Annotated in this window: 12 protein-coding genes and 1 pseudogene; 7 read left to right on the top strand and 6 right to left on the bottom strand. The window is 58.0% G+C overall.

The window, feature by feature from the left end; all coding sequences use genetic code 11:
* Nucleotides 1-8: 8 nt before the first annotated feature.
* The 4 genes from FBY04_RS03430 to FBY04_RS03415 all read right to left on the bottom strand — a co-directional run bounded on the left by FBY04_RS03430 (nucleotide 9) and on the right by FBY04_RS03415 (nucleotide 7472).
* Nucleotides 9-2099 carry a TonB-dependent siderophore receptor gene (locus FBY04_RS03430; RefSeq protein WP_145314511.1) on the bottom strand — a complete coding sequence of 697 codons (2091 nt, stop codon included), beginning with the start codon at nucleotides 2097-2099 and terminating at the stop codon, nucleotides 9-11.
* A gap of 289 nt (nucleotides 2100-2388) precedes the next feature.
* Nucleotides 2389-4446, bottom strand: coding sequence for a methylmalonyl-CoA mutase (gene scpA, locus FBY04_RS03425; RefSeq protein ID WP_145314510.1), 2058 nt, complete (start codon nucleotides 4444-4446; stop codon nucleotides 2389-2391).
* Nucleotides 4443-5306 (bottom strand): Pnap_2097 family protein, encoded by an 864-nt coding sequence (locus FBY04_RS03420; protein ID WP_145314509.1) that lies wholly within the window; start codon nucleotides 5304-5306, stop codon nucleotides 4443-4445. Before FBY04_RS03420 ends, scpA begins: the two co-directional genes overlap by 4 nt.
* A 258-nt stretch (nucleotides 5307-5564) precedes the next feature.
* On the bottom strand, nucleotides 5565-7472 hold the full coding sequence (locus FBY04_RS03415; RefSeq protein WP_084320155.1) for a sigma 54-interacting transcriptional regulator: 1908 nt from the start codon (nucleotides 7470-7472) through the stop codon (nucleotides 5565-5567).
* Nucleotides 7473-7715: 243 nt separating this feature from the next.
* Between FBY04_RS03415 and FBY04_RS03410 the strand changes: the two genes are divergently transcribed.
* The 7 genes from FBY04_RS03410 to FBY04_RS03380 all read left to right on the top strand — a co-directional run bounded on the left by FBY04_RS03410 (nucleotide 7716) and on the right by FBY04_RS03380 (nucleotide 13670).
* On the top strand, nucleotides 7716-8198 hold the full coding sequence (locus tag FBY04_RS03410; RefSeq protein ID WP_020294052.1) for an MSMEG_0572/Sll0783 family nitrogen starvation response protein: 483 nt from the start codon (nucleotides 7716-7718) through the stop codon (nucleotides 8196-8198).
* A 135-nt stretch (nucleotides 8199-8333) separates the two neighbouring features.
* Entirely contained in the window at nucleotides 8334-9311 is a 978-nt protein-coding gene (locus tag FBY04_RS03405; RefSeq protein ID WP_145314508.1) for a Nit6803 family nitrilase, read from the top strand.
* The gene (locus FBY04_RS03400) at nucleotides 9298-10380 is read left to right on the top strand and encodes an MSMEG_0568 family radical SAM protein (RefSeq protein ID WP_084320151.1); all 1083 of its coding nucleotides are present in this window, start codon (nucleotides 9298-9300) and stop codon (nucleotides 10378-10380) included. The genes FBY04_RS03405 and FBY04_RS03400 overlap by 14 nt, the downstream gene beginning before the upstream one ends.
* A gap of 14 nt (nucleotides 10381-10394) precedes the next feature.
* The gene (locus tag FBY04_RS03395) at nucleotides 10395-10955 is read left to right on the top strand and encodes an MSMEG_0567/Sll0786 family nitrogen starvation N-acetyltransferase (protein WP_084320149.1); all 561 of its coding nucleotides are present in this window, start codon (nucleotides 10395-10397) and stop codon (nucleotides 10953-10955) included.
* Complete coding sequence (locus FBY04_RS03390) at nucleotides 10948-11979, top strand: sll0787 family AIR synthase-like protein (protein WP_145314507.1); 1032 nt, start codon at nucleotides 10948-10950, stop codon at nucleotides 11977-11979. The genes FBY04_RS03395 and FBY04_RS03390 overlap by 8 nt, the downstream gene beginning before the upstream one ends.
* A gap of 1 nt (nucleotide 11980) precedes the next feature.
* Complete coding sequence (locus FBY04_RS03385) at nucleotides 11981-12316, top strand: MSMEG_0570 family nitrogen starvation response protein (RefSeq protein WP_084320145.1); 336 nt, start codon at nucleotides 11981-11983, stop codon at nucleotides 12314-12316.
* A 52-nt stretch (nucleotides 12317-12368) separates the two neighbouring features.
* Nucleotides 12369-13670, top strand: coding sequence for an MSMEG_0569 family flavin-dependent oxidoreductase (locus FBY04_RS03380; protein ID WP_145314506.1), 1302 nt, complete (start codon nucleotides 12369-12371; stop codon nucleotides 13668-13670).
* Nucleotides 13671-14262: 592 nt separating this feature from the next.
* Here the strand turns inward: FBY04_RS03380 and FBY04_RS32595 are convergent.
* Both FBY04_RS32595 and FBY04_RS03365 read right to left on the bottom strand, forming a co-directional pair.
* Nucleotides 14263-14368, bottom strand: a pseudogene (locus FBY04_RS32595) (histidine phosphatase family protein); the annotation flags it as partial.
* 366 nt (nucleotides 14369-14734) lie between these two features.
* The gene (locus tag FBY04_RS03365; protein WP_145314505.1) at nucleotides 14735-16252 is read right to left on the bottom strand and encodes an amidase; all 1518 of its coding nucleotides are present in this window, start codon (nucleotides 16250-16252) and stop codon (nucleotides 14735-14737) included.
* Nucleotides 16253-16293: the final 41 nt, after the last annotated feature.

The following is a 16293-nucleotide window of genomic DNA, read 5'->3' as shown; positions in this document are numbered from 1 at the left end:
CCTTTCGATCAGAGGTTGAGCGTCAGGCTGACGCTTAGGTTGCGTGGTTCGCCTGGCATGACCCAGACGCTGTTATAGGAGCGTTCGTAGTACTTGCGGTTGAACAGGTTGTTGAGGTTCAGCCCGACAGTGACTTCTTCGCTGGCTTTGTAATGGGCGAGAAGGTCGAGGGTGCTGTATGAGGGGAGGGTGAAAGTGCTGCCAGCCTGGCCCGAGCGCTCGCCGACGTAGCTCACGGCAGCGCCGACGTCTGAGCCCCGAAGAGCCCCGTTTTGGAACTCGTGGACGGCCATCAGGCTGCCGCTGTTTCGGGCGATACCGAGCAGATCACTGCCTTTGGGGATGGCCGCGTCGCCTTTGGTGACCTCTGCGTCAATGTAGGCATAAGCACCAATGACGCGCAGGGCATCGGTGACTTGGCCACTGAACTGCAGATCCAGGCCCTTGCTGCGGGCTTTTCCTGCCGCAACACTGTCTCCAAGGGCGTCGGTGGTGATGACGTTTTCTTTGTCGATTTGGAACAGGGCGATAGTCGCGCCAATGCGGCTGTCAAAGAGATCAAGTTTCAGTCCGCTTTCATACCCCAGGCCTTTTTCAGGCTTGTATACCTGTCCCTTAGTACCAATGGTGTTGGGCTTGAACGAGGTGGATGCATTGGCGAACACGCCGACCTGCGGCGTCAGTTGATAGAGCAGGCCGATGCGCGGGGTGGCGACGTCCTTTTCCTGGCTGCTATTAACGCTTGTGGTTCGGTTCAGCGAAGTCTGTTCGATATGTTCCAGACGTACGCCGATCAAACCACGCAAGCGGTCGGTAAAGGCGATCTGGTCCTGGAGGTTGAGGGCGTAGCTCTCGGTATGCTCGTAGAAATCGTTGGCGCGGGTGAGAGCCGGTTTGGACTGGCCGTAAACCGGGTTATAGATATCCAAGCCATAGCTGCGCAGAGTAGCGCTCTGGGGATACTTCTGACTGTTGCGGTAGTTCTCGTACTCCAGTCCTATCAATGTCTGGTGCCGCCAACCGGCAAGCTCCAAGTCTCCGTGGAGTTCGGCCTGGGTGATGTTGTCGTTCCACTCGAAATTCCGTTCTCGGTAGAATCGGGTCAGGGTTGTACCGACCAGCGCTTGGGGTTCCGAGCTCGCGCCTTTGAGTGTGCCCTGGGTGTAGTGATTGGCCAGGCGCAGTTTCCAATCGTCACTCAGATAGTGCTCCAGAGCCAAGTCGATAGTCTGGTTATCGTTGCGGATTTCGCCATCGTTGGGCTCGCCCATAAAGGTCGAGCGCTTGACCGATCCCAACTCGCCCTTGACGGCAGGAATGCCTCGATCGAACACCGTTTCGGTACGGGAAAACTCGGTGTCCAGCATTAGCCGGGTATCTGGCGAAATCTGCCAGATCAGCGACGGGCTCACGATGCTTCGTTCGTTGCCGACGTAGTCGCGGAAGCTGCCGTTGTCCTCGATTGCGAGGTTGACCCGGGCCAACAAGTTGCCTTCGCTGTCGAGTGGAGTATTGACGTCTAGGTTGCTTCGATAGCGATCCCAGGTGCCCGCGCTGAAACCCAGAGTACTGGAGGCTTCTCGTTGGGGGCGCTTGGTGACGATGTTGACCAGGCCGCCAGGGTCGCCGCGACCGTATAGGCTGGCAGCGGGCCCTTTCAGTACTTCGATGCGTTCGATGTTCGAGGTATCCGGCGAACTGTAGCTGCCACGGTTGATGGCGAAGCCGTTCTTGTAGAGCTCTCCCGTGGTGAAGCCGCGCACACTGTAGTTAAGAAAAGTCAGCCCGCCGAAGTTGTTCTGTCGTGATACACCACCGGCGAAATCCAGAGCGCGGTCGATACGGGAGGTGTTGAGGTCCTGGATCACCTGGGCGGGTACGACTTCGATGCTCTGCGGCGTGTCACGGATGTCTGTGTCGGTGCGGGTGGCTGTACTCGAGCGAGTGGCGCGATAGCCGCGCACGGCGCCATCGGCACGCTCCTCGACGAAGACGTCGGTGATCGAGAGTTCGTCCAGTACCAAGCTTTCTCTCGCTGATAACGGTTGTTCAAATAGTCCGAGCGTGAGTCCTGCCAGCAGCGGCGCATAGTGTTTCAAAACGATCTCTCCATTAGTGACGTAATAACATAACACCAAATGAAGTGAGAGGCACTGGTACTCAAAGATCCCCCTGGTCTGTTTGGTTTGTTCGAGGGAAGGTGACGCGGGGTAAAAGAGGTCGGTGTTGTCGATGGGTTCACGTCAGCCCGATGCCCGCGAGTTGGGCATTGCGCGCCATCAGGGTGTGCAGGTGGCGAAAGTGGCGGCAAAACGCGTAACAGTCTGAGCGGCCTCCAGCAGAGGTTGGGGCCCCGTTTGTTCAAACCGCCTCCTGATGGGGGCGGTTTTATTTGCAGATGAGCAGATCAATCAGATGCCCGATAATGTCAGGCACTTCCTGCCCCGGGCCGAAGCATGCCTTGGCTCCAAGTTTCTGCAATTGTCGTGCATCGACTTCTGGAATGATGCCGCCCACAACAACCGATAGTTCAAGTTCACGCTCGTTCAGCAGACTCAATAGTTCAGTGATTAATTCGTTGTGCGCTCCCGCCAAACTTGAAACCCCAATCAAATCTACCTGATCTACTTCTAGCGATTGCAGTAACTGAAGGGGTGTTTGAAACATCTGAAGAAGCCGCACCCTGAAGCCGGCATCGGACAGCGCCGCTGCCAATAAACGAATTCCACGGTCGTGCCCGTCCTGACCCAGCTTGGCCAGCATAATCGACGGCCGACGGCCGTGATTCTTGATAAAGGTCGAGACCCGCGCTGCCGCTGTAGCCCAATTCGGGTGAGTACTCACAGAGGGGCCATAGTGCCCTGTGCTGAACTTCAGATCTGGTCTGAAGCGGGGCCATACTATTTCCAGTGCCTTGGTGCATTCGCCGACCGTAGCTCGCGCTCTAATCGCGGCTACGGTCTTCTCCAGCAGGTTGCCTCGGCCCGAGCGTGCGCATTGCGTGATCGAATCCAGCAGGGTTTGAACGTGAGCGTTATCGCGCATCAAGCGCAGACGAATCAGACGCCGGCACTGTCGTGCGAGCAGAGCCTGACTGTTCTCGGGTAGGGCCGGCTGCTTCTCGGTGTTCTCGTAGGCGCTGGAGATTATTTGACGCTGCATCCCGCAATCGAGACGGGCTTGAGTTTCCATGGCCTGGAGGTGAATGGTCTGGCTTATCCAGCCGGACTCGATTGACTGGAACACCCCGCCCTGAGCATCAATCTGCGCCATCCGTTGGCGAACCTGCGCAGCCATTTGTGCCGTCAGGGATTCCATCATATAGGAACCCGCCCAGGGATCGACCACATCGCAAAGTCCGGTTTCCTGTTGCAGGATATGCTGGGTATTGCTGGCCAGCCTTGACGAGGCCTCACTGGGCAGCGCCAAGGCCTCGTCCCAGGCATTGGTGTGCAGAGACTGGGTACCGCCAAAAACAGCGGCCATGGCCTGGACGGTGGTACGCGTGACATTGTTCAGCGGATCCTGCGCACAGAGCGACCAGCCTGATGTCTGGCAGTGCATGCGCAAGGCCTGACCTTTTTCACTCTTCACGCCCAGGTCTCGAGTGATCTCAGACCAAAGCATGCGAGCCGCACGGCATTTGGCAACTTCGCTGAAAAAGTCGCTACCGATACCGAAAAAGAAACTGATTCGTTCACAGAATCTGTGTAAATCCAGGCCGCTTTTTTGCACCTGTTCGGCATAGGTCCTGGCGTTGACCAAGGTCAGCGCCAGCTCCAGTACCGCATCGGCACCGGCCTCCTGGAAATGATAACCGGATACCGAAATTGGGTTGAACCTCGGTACGTTTTCGTTCAAATAACCGATCACGTCCATGGTTACGCGCATTGAGGGTTCTGGCGCAAAAATGTACGTATTGCGTACCGTGAACTCTTTGAGAATGTCGTTCTGAATCGTGCCGCTGAGCTGCTCTGGAGTGAAACCTGATTCTTGCGCAGCAACGATGAACGCAGCCAGCACGGGCAGTACTGCGCCGTTCATGGTCAGTGACACCGACACCTGGTCCAGGGCAATGCCGTCGAGCAATTCCAACATGTCCTCGACGCTGTCGATGGCGACTCCTGCCTTGCCGACATCGGCCTGCCACAATGGGTCGCTGGAGTCGTAGCCACGATGTGTCGGCAAATCAAAGGCCAGTGATAAACCTGTCGCACCTTCAGCTAATCGGTGTCGCAGGCGCTGGTTGCTGGCGTCGGCACCTGCAAATCCGGTGTACTGACGCACTGTCCAGGGCTTTTCCGGGTACATGCTCGAGTAAGGGCCACGCACAAAGGGGGGCTTGCCAGGCAGGCTATGCAGATGCTCAAGACCTTGGAGGTCGCTGCAGTGGTACACCGGCTTGAGTCGCAGGCCTTCGGGCCGCCAGAGAGGAGAATGGCTCATGGTCGGCTGCAGTCCGAAAGATGGATTTTTCGGGTAAAGATGTCCGCGAGCTTGAAAAGGTCGCTGCGTCGATACACTTCACACCAGTGCAGATCTCTATAACCTGGCTGCCCCGTGTGCAGTTTGATTTGCAAGCTGTCACTGATATTGAGATTGCCGTAGAAGTGCAGCTCGCGCTGGCGAATGTGACCGGGGCGGCGCAATCCCAGCAGGGCCCATTCCGCGCGCTCGACCACGGCCTGGAAGTTGGCGAAGTAAAGAAGGTCAGCACCGTTGAAGTCGATGTCGGGGCAGGGCGTGAAATCAAATACACGCGCCCCTTCAATTGAATGACGGTCAATCCCGTGATGGCTGTGCCAGTCGCCGCTCCGTATTCTTCGGTTGTCGGCGTGCAGCTCATTGAGAACCGTCGGCGGCTCGGACACGGGGGCTGGTGTGCCACTGAGGCATGCTTTGCTAACACTACGATTGTCACCCGGTACATGTCGGCTCACGAAGGTGGACAGTAGCCCCACGTGCCCGACGATGCGATCGCCAAGTCTGACTTCATGCTCGCTGTAGTGCCGAGCATGTCCACCGCGTCCGATCCGGGTGTTGATCTGGAACGAGCGATTTTCGATGATGGTTTCCAGCTTCAAATTCCACAGCTTTACTGCCGTGAACGCAGCATAAGCGATGCGCCCTTGCTCATCGACGAAATCAGGCAGAGGTCGATTATGTAATTGGGCCAATGCGAGCCAATGTTGATGACCGCACTCTTTCAACAACCAGTTTTCCGACAATCCTGTGTATGCCAAGTTGGGCATCGAGGCCAGGTAGGTTTCTGAGCGGGAGGCGATGAATGCAGTGGTTGTCGGCATGGTAGATATCCATCATTTTGCCTGGCAGGGCGTCGATGCCGTCACGGGACATGACGGGGCTTATCCATCCCTGTTAGCGAATGACATACCAAGTTGTCGCGGTTTTTTATGCGGTCCTAACTGTTTGATTTTAAAAGTTATCTTTGTGGGTTGTGGGCTTTCGTGCAGGAATTGTTGATCCTCGCAAGCTACGCATTTACGTAGAAATACGAATCTTCGTAGTGGCTATCACGAGATTGCGTGATCAGCCAGGTCTGATCAGTCCTCCAGCTTGATTTCCAACCGTTTGAACCTGGAAGCCAGTGTCGTGGGTTTGAGCCCAAGTAATTCGGCTGCACCGCCTTTACCGAACAGCTTTCCATCTGCGGCCTTCAGCGCGGCTTCCATGTTGATGCGCTCGAGTTCGCGAATCTGCGCGTCAGTCATAATCGTGGTGGCAAGAGAAGGCTGCTGAGAGGGGGGAAGATTCGGTTTTGGTTCGTCGGGCAAATCCAGGTTCAGATCCGCGCCAATCGAGGTGATCAACGCTCGCTCAATGACGTTTTGCAATTCGCGAATATTACCCGGCCACGAGTAGCGTTGCAGGCGTTCGATGTCGCTGTTGCGCAATCGCCTCCCGGGCATGTTCAGGCGCTTACCGGTCTGCTTTAGGAAGTGTGCGGCCAGGGCCCCGATGTCCATCAATCGATCGCGCAATGGCGGGGACTGGATCGGGAATACGTTCAGACGAAAATACAGGTCTTCACGAAAGTGTTTAGCCGCGACTTCCTGGCGCAGGTCGCGGTTGGTCGCGGCAATGATCCGCACATCGACCTTGCGCGTGCGTTCTTCGCCGACCCGCTCGAACTGACCTTCCTGCAACACCCGCAGCAATTTGCTTTGCAGCTCCAAGGGGATTTCGCCGATTTCATCGAGAAACAACGTGCCACCGTCAGCCAGCTCAAAGCGCCCGACGCGATCACGCACCGCCCCGGTAAAGGCGCCCCGGATGTGCCCGAAAAACTCGCTCTCGAACAACTCCGCAGGGATCGCCGCGCAATTGACCCGAATTAGCGGATGGGCATTGCGGCGACTGGCCTGGTGGATGGCGCGGGCAATCAGCTCCTTGCCCGTTCCCGACTCACCGTTGATCAACACACTGGCATCGGTAGGGGCAACAACGTCGATCTGCCGGATGATTTTCTTGATCGGCTCGCTCTGGCCGACGATTTCCCGGAAGTTGTGCTCGATGTGGATTTCTTCCTGCAAGTAAGCATTTTGTTCCTCGAGGCGCTCCTTCAGTACCTTGAGTTCATCCAGGGCATTTTGCAGCTGGTTCTCCGTGCTGCGTCGCTCGGTGATGTCGCGGAACACCACTACCGCGCCTACGATGCGTCCCTCGGAAATCACCGGAGTACTAGTGAATTCCACCGGAAACGAACTGCCGTCACGACGCCAGAACACCTCCTGACGTCCCTCATGGACCACGCCGTCGCGCACGGCTTTATAGATCGGGCATTCATCGACCGGGTAGTGGCTGCCATCGGCGTGGGTATGGTGATGGATGCGATGGATGTTCTTGCCGATCATGTCCTGCGGTTCCCAGCCCAGCATGCGCGCGCCTGCCGGGTTGACGAAGGTCGCCAGGCCTTCGCTGTTGATGCTGTAGATACCGTCGCCCACCGAACTGAGCAGCAGCTGGTTATCGCGTTCGCTTTCCTGGAAAAGATTAAGGATGTTCCGCCACTCAATCAGCCCGCCGCGCATGGTGCGTTCGGTGTGGGCTTGGTCGCGCTGGTACTTCTCATGGCTTAGCTCACGCAATACCAGGATCAGTTGTTGCTCACCCTTGATCTGCAGAATGGTGGCGGAGATTTCCAGCTCGATGCGTTCGCCGCTCTTGCAGTTGCAACTCAACTCGTCGGTCCAGCCGCGGCCCTTGTCCATCACGGCCTGGGTGAACACGATCAGGTCGGCCAGTTGGTGGCCGAACAGCTTGCTCACCGGCAGCTCCAGCAACTCCTGGCGCGGATAGCCGAGGAGTTCGCAGGCGGCGATGTTCAGATCACCCAACCGATCGCTGAACGGGTTGAGCAGCGCAATGGCTTCGGCGCAGTGCTCGAACACCATGTGCCGCGACGAATAGGCCAGGTCGGCCCAACCGCTGAGAGCGTCTGTTTCAGTCATGACTACGAAATCTCGTGATAGGCCGCTACGAATATTCGTATTTCTACGGGAATCCGTGATTCATCGATAGCATCAGATTGGCCCATAAAAACCGTATCAGATAAGCATCTCTAAGCGAATCAGCCACTTACCTTGCCCGGAAAATTAATTTTATTTCCTGGCACGGCGTTCGCTCTATCTCCTGCAACCCGGCAGCCAACCACAGGCTGTCGTTCAAGCACGAAGAAACTGGAGAGCGACACTATGCCAACCGTGGACATCCCCCATTACAAAGACGGCGACTTCCTGGTCAATTACGAAGAGAAAGTTTTCGAGGACGTCAAAGCCGAGCCTGGCGAGAAAGTCCTGATCACCTTCCACACCATCGCCTTCGAAGGCTCCATTGGCCTGGTCAACATGCTTCAGGCCAAGCGCCTGTTGCGGAAAGGTTTCGAAACCAAAATTCTGCTGTACGGGCCAGGTGTGCAACTGGGTGTACAGCGTGGTTTCCCGACCCTGGGGGCTGAGGCGTTTCCCGGTCATTTGGCGGTAAACAAGCAGCTGATGCAGTTCATGGAGGAGGGCGGTGAGGTCTACGCCTGCCGCTTCGCCCTGCAAGCGCTGTACGGCCAGACCGAAAAGGCCCTGATCGAAGGCATCCGCCCGATCAACCCGCTGGACGTGATGGACCTGCGCCTGCTGATGCGTCGTGAAGGCGCGATGATCATCGATACCTGGACGGCCTGATTACACCGTGTAGGAGCCGGCTTGCTGGCGATGGCGATTTGTCAGGTGAGATCCGTGTTGATGATCTGCCGCTATCGCCCGCAAGCCGGCGCCTACAGGCTTGCATCTTCAATCACCTCAAGACCAGGACCCCTCATGGCCATCATTCGCGCAGCTGCCGTACAGATCAGCCCGGTGCTTTACAGCCGCGAAGGCACCGTGGACAAGATCTGCCAACAGATCATCGCCCTCGGCCGACAAGGCGTGCAGTTCGCCGTGTTTCCGGAAACGGTGGTGCCTTACTACCCTTATTTTTCCTTTGTGCAGCCGGCCTTTGCCATGGGTGCACAACACCTCAAATTGCTCGATCAATCGGTGACCGTGCCGTCCGCCGCGACACTCGCAGTTGGCGAGGCGTGTAAACAAGCGGGAATGGTCGTGTCCATCGGGGTCAATGAACGCGATGGCGGAACGATCTACAACTCGCAATTACTCTTCGATGCCGATGGCAGCCTGATTCAGCATCGACGCAAGATCACCCCGACCTACCATGAACGCATGGTCTGGGGTCAGGGCGATGGTTCGGGACTGCGCGCGATCGACAGTGCCGTGGGGCGCATCGGCTCGCTGGCCTGCTGGGAGCATTACAACCCGCTGGCCCGTTACGCCTTGATGGCGGACGGCGAGCAGATCCACGCTGCGATGTTTCCCGGCTCCTTGGTGGGCGATATTTTTGCCGAGCAAATCGAAGTCACCATCCGCCATCACGCCCTGGAATCCGGTTGTTTCGTGGTCAACGCCACCGCATGGCTGGATGCCGATCAGCAGGGCCAGATCATGCAGGACACCGGTTGCGGCCCCGGCCCGATCTCGGGTGGCTGCTTCACCGCCATCGTCTCTCCCGAAGGCAAATTGCTCGGAGAACCGCTGCGTTCCGGCGAAGGCGTGGTGATTGCCGACCTCGATCTGGCACTGATCGACAAGCGCAAACGCATGATGGATTCGGTCGGGCACTACAGCCGTCCGGAGTTGCTCAGCCTGTTGATCGACCGCACGCCCACGGCGCATGTCCATGAGCGCAGCGGCCACTTTGCATCGGTTGCCGACGAGGAGTCCGATCATGCAAACCAATGAATTGCTCGCTGAACTGCAATGCCATGGCGTGCGTTGGCCGGCTGCGCAGAACGGCCTGTCCCGGCAAGGTGGCGCAGGACCGTCGGATCACAAGGCGCTGAGTTTTGGCAGCCGGACCATGATGGTGCCGATCCTCAATCAGGCCTCGCAGGATTCACCCTATCAAGCGCAACCCAGCGCCGATGGCAGCCAGGCGCTGATCTTTCGCGAAGGCCTGCAGGTCGGACAGGTGCAGATGCCGGGTGTGCCGAAGTTCTATGGTTTGAGCACTGCCGACGGCATTCCCTATTGGAAAATCGCCACACTGCACAGCAGCGATGTCCTCGCGACCACGGTGTTGCAGCACTGCATTCGTTTCAACGATCGCGGCAGTTCATGCCAGTTCTGTGCGATCGGCCAGTCGCTGGCAGCGGGTAAAACCATCGCCCGCAAACGTCCGCAGCAACTGGCTGAAGTGGCAAAAGCGGCGGTGGAACTCGATGGCGTTAAGCACATGGTGATGACCACCGGCACGCCGCAAACCCTGGACCGAGGCGCGGCCATCTTATGTGAATCCGCCGCGGCGGTGACTGCAGCGGTGGAGCTGCCGATTCAGGCGCAATGCGAGCCGCCGGACGATGATCGCTGGTTCCAGCGTCTGGCCAATAGCGGCGTGGTGTCGCTGGGCATGCACCTGGAAGCGGTCACCGATGAAGTGCGCCAACGGATCATGCCGGGCAAGGCCGAAGTGCCGCTGAGCCGGTATTTCGACGCTTTTAGCGCCGCAGTCGAAGTGTTCGGTCGCGGCCAAGTCAGCACTTACATTCTCGCCGGGCTGGGCGACAGCGAAGCCGCGATCAGTGAAATGAGCGAGCGTTTATGCGCGCTGGGGGTTTACCCGTTCGTGGTGCCGTTCGTGCCCATCGACGGCACGCCGTTGGCCCATCACCCGAAACCCGACAGCGCGATGATGGCCCGTTTGTATCCGCAGATCGGTGCGAGCCTGCGTCGCCACGGTCTTCACTCCGATCAGATCAACGCCGGTTGCGCCAAATGTGGCGCGTGCTCGGCCCTCAAAAGCTATGAATAAGCCGGAGAACTCCCATGCCGAATCTCGCCTTTGCTTTGGTCGACAGCACGTTTGAACCGTTCCGTGCCGGTGAGTTGTTGGTCAAACCCGCCAGCGAACAGTGGGAGAAACAGGCCTATTTCGCCCTGCGGCGCTCGGTGTTTTCCGATGAGCAACAACTGCTGGTGCAGGACAAGGACCGCCATGATTTTCAGGCAATTGCCATCGTTGCCCTGGCCGGCAATTGCGGGATCTCCGATCAGGTTGTCGGCGCGGTGCGTATCTATCAGCCCGAGCCAGGCCTGTGGTTCGGCGGGCGCTTGTGCGTTGCGCCGGCATATCGGCGTCACAGCATGATTGGTAAGGCGTTGGTCAACGAAGCCGTGTCCCGAGCCAAGGAACTGGGCTGCGAGGTGTTTCGCGCCACGGTGCAGACGCAAAACGAAAACTACTTTCATGGCCTTGGCTGGCACACCCTTGAACAGCTGGAATTACTCGGCCAGCCGCATTGCCTGATGCAGGCAGACTTGCCGAGCTACCCGTTGATGCCGCGTCAGGTGTCGTTGCGTGCACTGAAGGTGGTTCGCCATGGCTGACATCATCGATTTACCCGCGCTGCTCGACAACTTGCGCAATACCCCGGCGATGCGCTCGAAACAGGCGATCCAGCAACCCGCCGCCGTGATCGGCAGCAGCCAACAATCACTGACTCGCGAACAGCTTTACGCCTTGCCCGGCGATGACACGGCGGCGATTGCCTGTGGCGATCACTTTCAATTGCTGGCCATCGAAGGCATGTTGCCGGTGTTCGTCGAGTCGGCACCGTGGTTTGCCGGGTGGTCGGCAGTCATGGCCAATGTCAGCGACATCACCGCCATGGGCGGTCGCGCGACCGCGGTGGTCAATGCGTTTTGGCATCACGACAACGACGCCTCACAGCAAATGCTTGCGGGCATTTGCGGCGCCTGCGAGGCCTACGGTGTGCTGCTGGCCGGCGGGCACACCAGCCTCACCGCCGGTAATCCGACCGCGTTGGCCGTGGCGATTACCGGAGTCGCGAAAACCTTGTTGTCGACCTTGCACGTCGCGCCCGGTCAAGTCATCGCCATGGCGGTGGACCTTGACGGCGCCTGGCACGCCGACAGCGCCTACTGGAAAGCTTTCGAAGGCGTGCCGGCCGAACGCCTGCGCAGCAAGCTTGATGTGCTGCCGCGCCTGGCGGACGCCAAACTGCTGAATGCGGCCAAAGACATCAGCAATGCCGGGGTGCTCGGCAGTCTGTTGATGCTGCTGGAAACCACCGGTTGCGGAGCGACGATCGACCTGATGGCACTGCCATGTCCGCCGGATGCCGACCTCTCGCGTTGGCTGCAGGTGTTCCCCAGCTACGGCTTCTTGATGACCCTCGATGAACGTGACTGGCCGCAGGTGCAAGCCGAGTTTGCCGTCGAAGGCGTGCGCTGTGAACGCATCGGCCAGGTCAATGCCAGTGGCGCGTTGACTGTCCGGCTCGACGATCGGCACGGCGAATTCTGGAACCTGCGTGAACAGGCATTTACCGGCTTCAGTTATTCCCATCTGGACCTGACCCCTTTGAATCTCAAGCAACAGGAGCGCTGACATGCCCGCCGTCAATTTCAAAATCCGCTGGCCCAATGGCCGCGAAACTAACGGTTATTCACCCTCGACCGTGATTTTCCAATACCTGGAAGAAGGCGCCAGCTACTCGTTGCCGGATTTTCTACAGCGCATCGAAAACGCCTTGAACAACGCCTCGGAGCGGGTCAAGCAGGTCAAAGGGTTCTATTGCAGTTCGGCCATGGACACCTTGAGTTCCCTCAAGGGCCAGGCCAGTTACCTGGTCGATCCAGCCCTCGCCGATGGCCAGGTGGATATTCTGAGCATGCGTACCGAAGGCGCAGGACAAGTGATCGGTGCGGGCTGGAGCTCATTCTGATTCATTGATTCCCCCCTGGATTCTTATCGTCACCAATGACAGGAGCAACGTTATGACCAGCCATCTTACTTCAATCAAAATCCCGCACTACGGTGTGATCGTCGTTGGCGGCGGCCAAGCCGGGTTGTCTGCCAGTTATTACCTGCAACAGGAAAGGATTGACCATCTGGTGCTGGAAAAGCACAGCTTGACCCATACCTGGCGCAATCAGCGTTGGGACGCCTTCAGTCTCGTTACGCCTAACTGGCAATGCGCCTTGCCGGGTTATACCTACGTCGATGATTTCAAGGGGACCGATCCTCACGGCTTCATGAAAAAGGACGAGATTATCGAATACCTGGCCGGCTTCGTCAGATCGGTGAACGCGCCGGTTCGCGAGGGCGTTACCGTGCAGCGCGTGGTCCCTCGCGCACTTGGAGGTTTCGAGGTGCATACGTCCCAAGGCGAATTCACCGCTGACCAGGTGATTGTCGCTTCGGGCGGATATCACACGCCGATCATTCCGCGCCTGGCGGAACGTTTGCCAGCGGGTATTCATCAACTGCATTCGGAGCAATACCGTAACCCCGATGCATTGCCTCTTGGCAACGTACTGGTGGTTGGCTCCGGGCAATCGGGGGCACAGATTGCGGAGGACCTGCATCTGGCCGGGCGCAAAGTCTATCTTGCGGTCGGCGATGCACCGCGTTGTGCGCGCTTCTATCGGGGCAAGGACGTGGTCGACTGGCTGGCGGAAATGGGCTACTACGAGATCGGCGTCGACACCCATCCGCTGCGTGAAGGTGTGCGCGACAACACCAACCATTACGTCACGGGACGCGATGGCGGGCGCGATATCGACCTGCGTAAATTCGCCCTGGAAGGCATGGAATTGTTCGGTCGTCTCGAAGGGTTGCAGGGCACGCGCATGCAATTTGCCGAGAACCTGGGAGAGAGCCTGGACAACGCTGATGCGGTGTACAACCGCATCAACGGCTCAATCGACAAGTACATCGAGGAGAACTCGATCGATGCGCCCACCGGCGAACGCTATCAGCCGAGCTGGTTACCCGAACAAGAGCGCGGCGAACTGGACCTTGAGGCGGCGGGCATCACCAGCATAATCTGGTGCATCGGTTTCAGCCCGGATTTTACCTGGGTAGAGGCTCCCGTCTTCAATGGCCGTGGCCACCCGGGCCACCAACGTGGAGTCACGGCGCAGCCAGGTCTGTATTTCCTCGGATTACCATGGTTGTACACATGGGGGTCGGGGCGTTTTTCCGGTGTGGCAAAAGATGCGCGATACCTGGTGGACCGTATCAGTGCTTCACACATCGCCCCCTCAACTCAAGCGAAACGGGCTGCCGCAAGATAATCATCAAAAGCGGGTTGAAAGATATCAGGATGTGCCGTTGATGATCAGGTCGACCCAGCTGCGATAGCGTGTCGGGGTGAATTCCTGGATGATCGAATTGATCGCCGTGCATTCGCCACCGATGCTTGTAGGTTGTATTGATCACCACGGCACTTGCGGCATCGACCCAGTTTTCCAACGGCCAGAAACGGTGCGGGTTTTCGAGCGTCATCGATGGCGTTCAGGTCTCTATCGCCCCAAACGAAATAGATGAAGAAGAGCGTTTTTTACATACTCTGGGCCGATTGCTGCCTGTCGAAAGAAGACCAACCGATCCAATCGGGCGGTGAGTTAGGCGCCACCAAAGCCGTAGCCGCTCAACTGCGAGCTACGTGACTCGTGAATCAGGTGTAGAAGCTGTTTGTAAAAATTGACCACCTTGCAAGCTCGCACAATGCGTACATCATCCCGTACATCGAAAGCATTGATCACGGAAAAAAATCAATACTTTCAAGGAGAAAGAGCGCGGATTCCAGTCTCGTTTCCCACTCCAAATACGGAAAAGCGCCACTCAATGAGTGGCGTTTTTTTTGCGCGTTTTTTATGGTTGGCACCCTGGCAGTGCGGGCGGATTCGATTTTGCGTGAGTAGCCGCACAACCATAAAACTCGAAGGATAAATGCGCAGGTAAACGGCGATAGCCGTGGCAGACGTCCATGTTCTGGTGTGCGATCACTGTACCAACAGGCCAAAAAGTAACGACCGTCAGAAGTCGTCGGATACATGTCTGACAGGCCTCCGAATACCGAGGCTTGGCTCGTACTGAACCGCTACCGTCGCCCCGGATCGGGTTTGCGCTTGCAGGCTATACGAGGCCGACAAACGACAGGATAACCAGGACGATGACCACTGCCCCAACGATGTAAATGATGTTGTTCATGAAAACTACCTCTTCATCTGAACGGGATTTCGACACACCGGTGTCTACTACTAACGACACCTGCGCGGGCAATTCCGTTCCGCACATCACTGCATCGTCTGGGCAAGCCCGGCGTGAGGTGCCTCACGTCGGGGGTGTCATCGGTTTAGCAAACCTTCCAGTCAGAGTTCTGCTCGAAGGCATAGGCCGCACGATAAAGGTCGGCTTCGGCAAAATGTTTGCCCACCAGTTGCAAGCCGATGGGTAAGCCATCGCTCATGGCACAGGGGAGTGACATGGCCGGGTGCCCGGTGACATCGAAACCGCAGGTGTTTGCCAGCATTTCGAAACTGCGTCCCAGGTAATCCGCCAACGATGCATCGGCTGGCGGTAGCGGGGTGGCTTTGAGAGGGAGTGTAGGCATGAGCAGCAGATCGTGGCGGGTCAATATCTCGTCATAGGCCAGGCGCAACTTGCGCCCCAGGTTCTGGGCTTTGCCGTAATAGCTTCCATGGTATTTGCGAGTTAAATACTCGCCAAGGATCATCGTGGTCTTGACCGTATCGGGTAAATCATCCGCGCGATTTCGCCAGCTGGCATGGTGCTCCATCATGTCAGTCAGGTAGAGCCCCCGCCAGTTGAAGCCATGACTGTTGCCGTGCATCAGTTGCTGTGTGGCGCCTTCGGCTGCGATCGCCAGCCAGATGGCTGGACCCAGCAGGTGCATGGGGATGGACACTTCTTCGACCACCGCCCCCTGAGCGCGGAACACCTCGCCTGCCTGACGTACCGCCTGGTCGACGTCGGTCTCGGAGTTGGCATGGCCGAATCCTTCCCTGAGCACGGCTATCTTGAGCCCTGCAATGCCCCGGGACAGGCCCTCGGTGTAGCGCGCAGTCGTGGTCCCGGCCAATTGACGCGGATCCAGCCCGTCGACGCCGGCCAAGACTTCGAGCATCAGCGCATTGTCTTGCACCGAGCGGGTGATAGGCCCCAGATGATCGAGGGTACTTTCGATCGGCATGGCGCCCGTGTAAGGCACCAGGCCGTGGGTCGGCTTCATCCCGTACACGCCGCAGAAAGAGGCGGGGATGCGTACTGATCCGCCCTGATCGCTTCCCACTGCCAGGTCGACCTCACCTGCGGCGACCAACGCAGCGCAGCCTGAGGAGGAGCCGCCGGCGGAGTAGCCCGGGCGCAGCGGATTGTGCACCGGACCGCTGGCTGAAGTGTGCGACCCTCCGGAAAAACAGAGGGCCTCACAGACAGCCTTGCCCGCGACGCTTGCACCGGCATCCAGCAAGCGTGTCACAACAGTTGCATCGACTTCGGGCCGATAGCCATCCAGGGTAAACGACCCGTTGAGCATTGGCAGGCCGGCGACGGCGATGTTGTCTTTGATGACCACCGTTCTTCCGGACAGTGGGCCCTCGCTATTGCCCTGGATATGCGCCTGGCATTGCCACGCGCCGAGAAGGTTCTGCGCGGCGCTCGGGACGTGACCGACCGATCGTGGGTAAGAGACTTGCGGGAGGAAGTCGGCCTGCTGATCAAGCACGTCATAGGCGTCAAAATTGGCTTGCAGCACGGACTGATAATCTTCGAGTTGTCTGGCCGTCAGGTGGATGCCCAGGCTGTTGGCGACTGCCTCGAGTTCGTCGGTGTCGGGTCGAATAATGGACATTTTGTATCCTCGCTGGAAAAAAGGGAGGCGAGCTGCTGGAA

This window comes from Pseudomonas sp. SJZ080, assembly GCF_007828295.1.
GTDB classification, from domain to species: Bacteria; Pseudomonadota; Gammaproteobacteria; order Pseudomonadales; family Pseudomonadaceae; genus Aquipseudomonas; species Aquipseudomonas migulae_A.
Note: the sequence above shows the minus strand (reverse complement) of the source record. Positions and strands in the feature narration are given on the sequence as shown.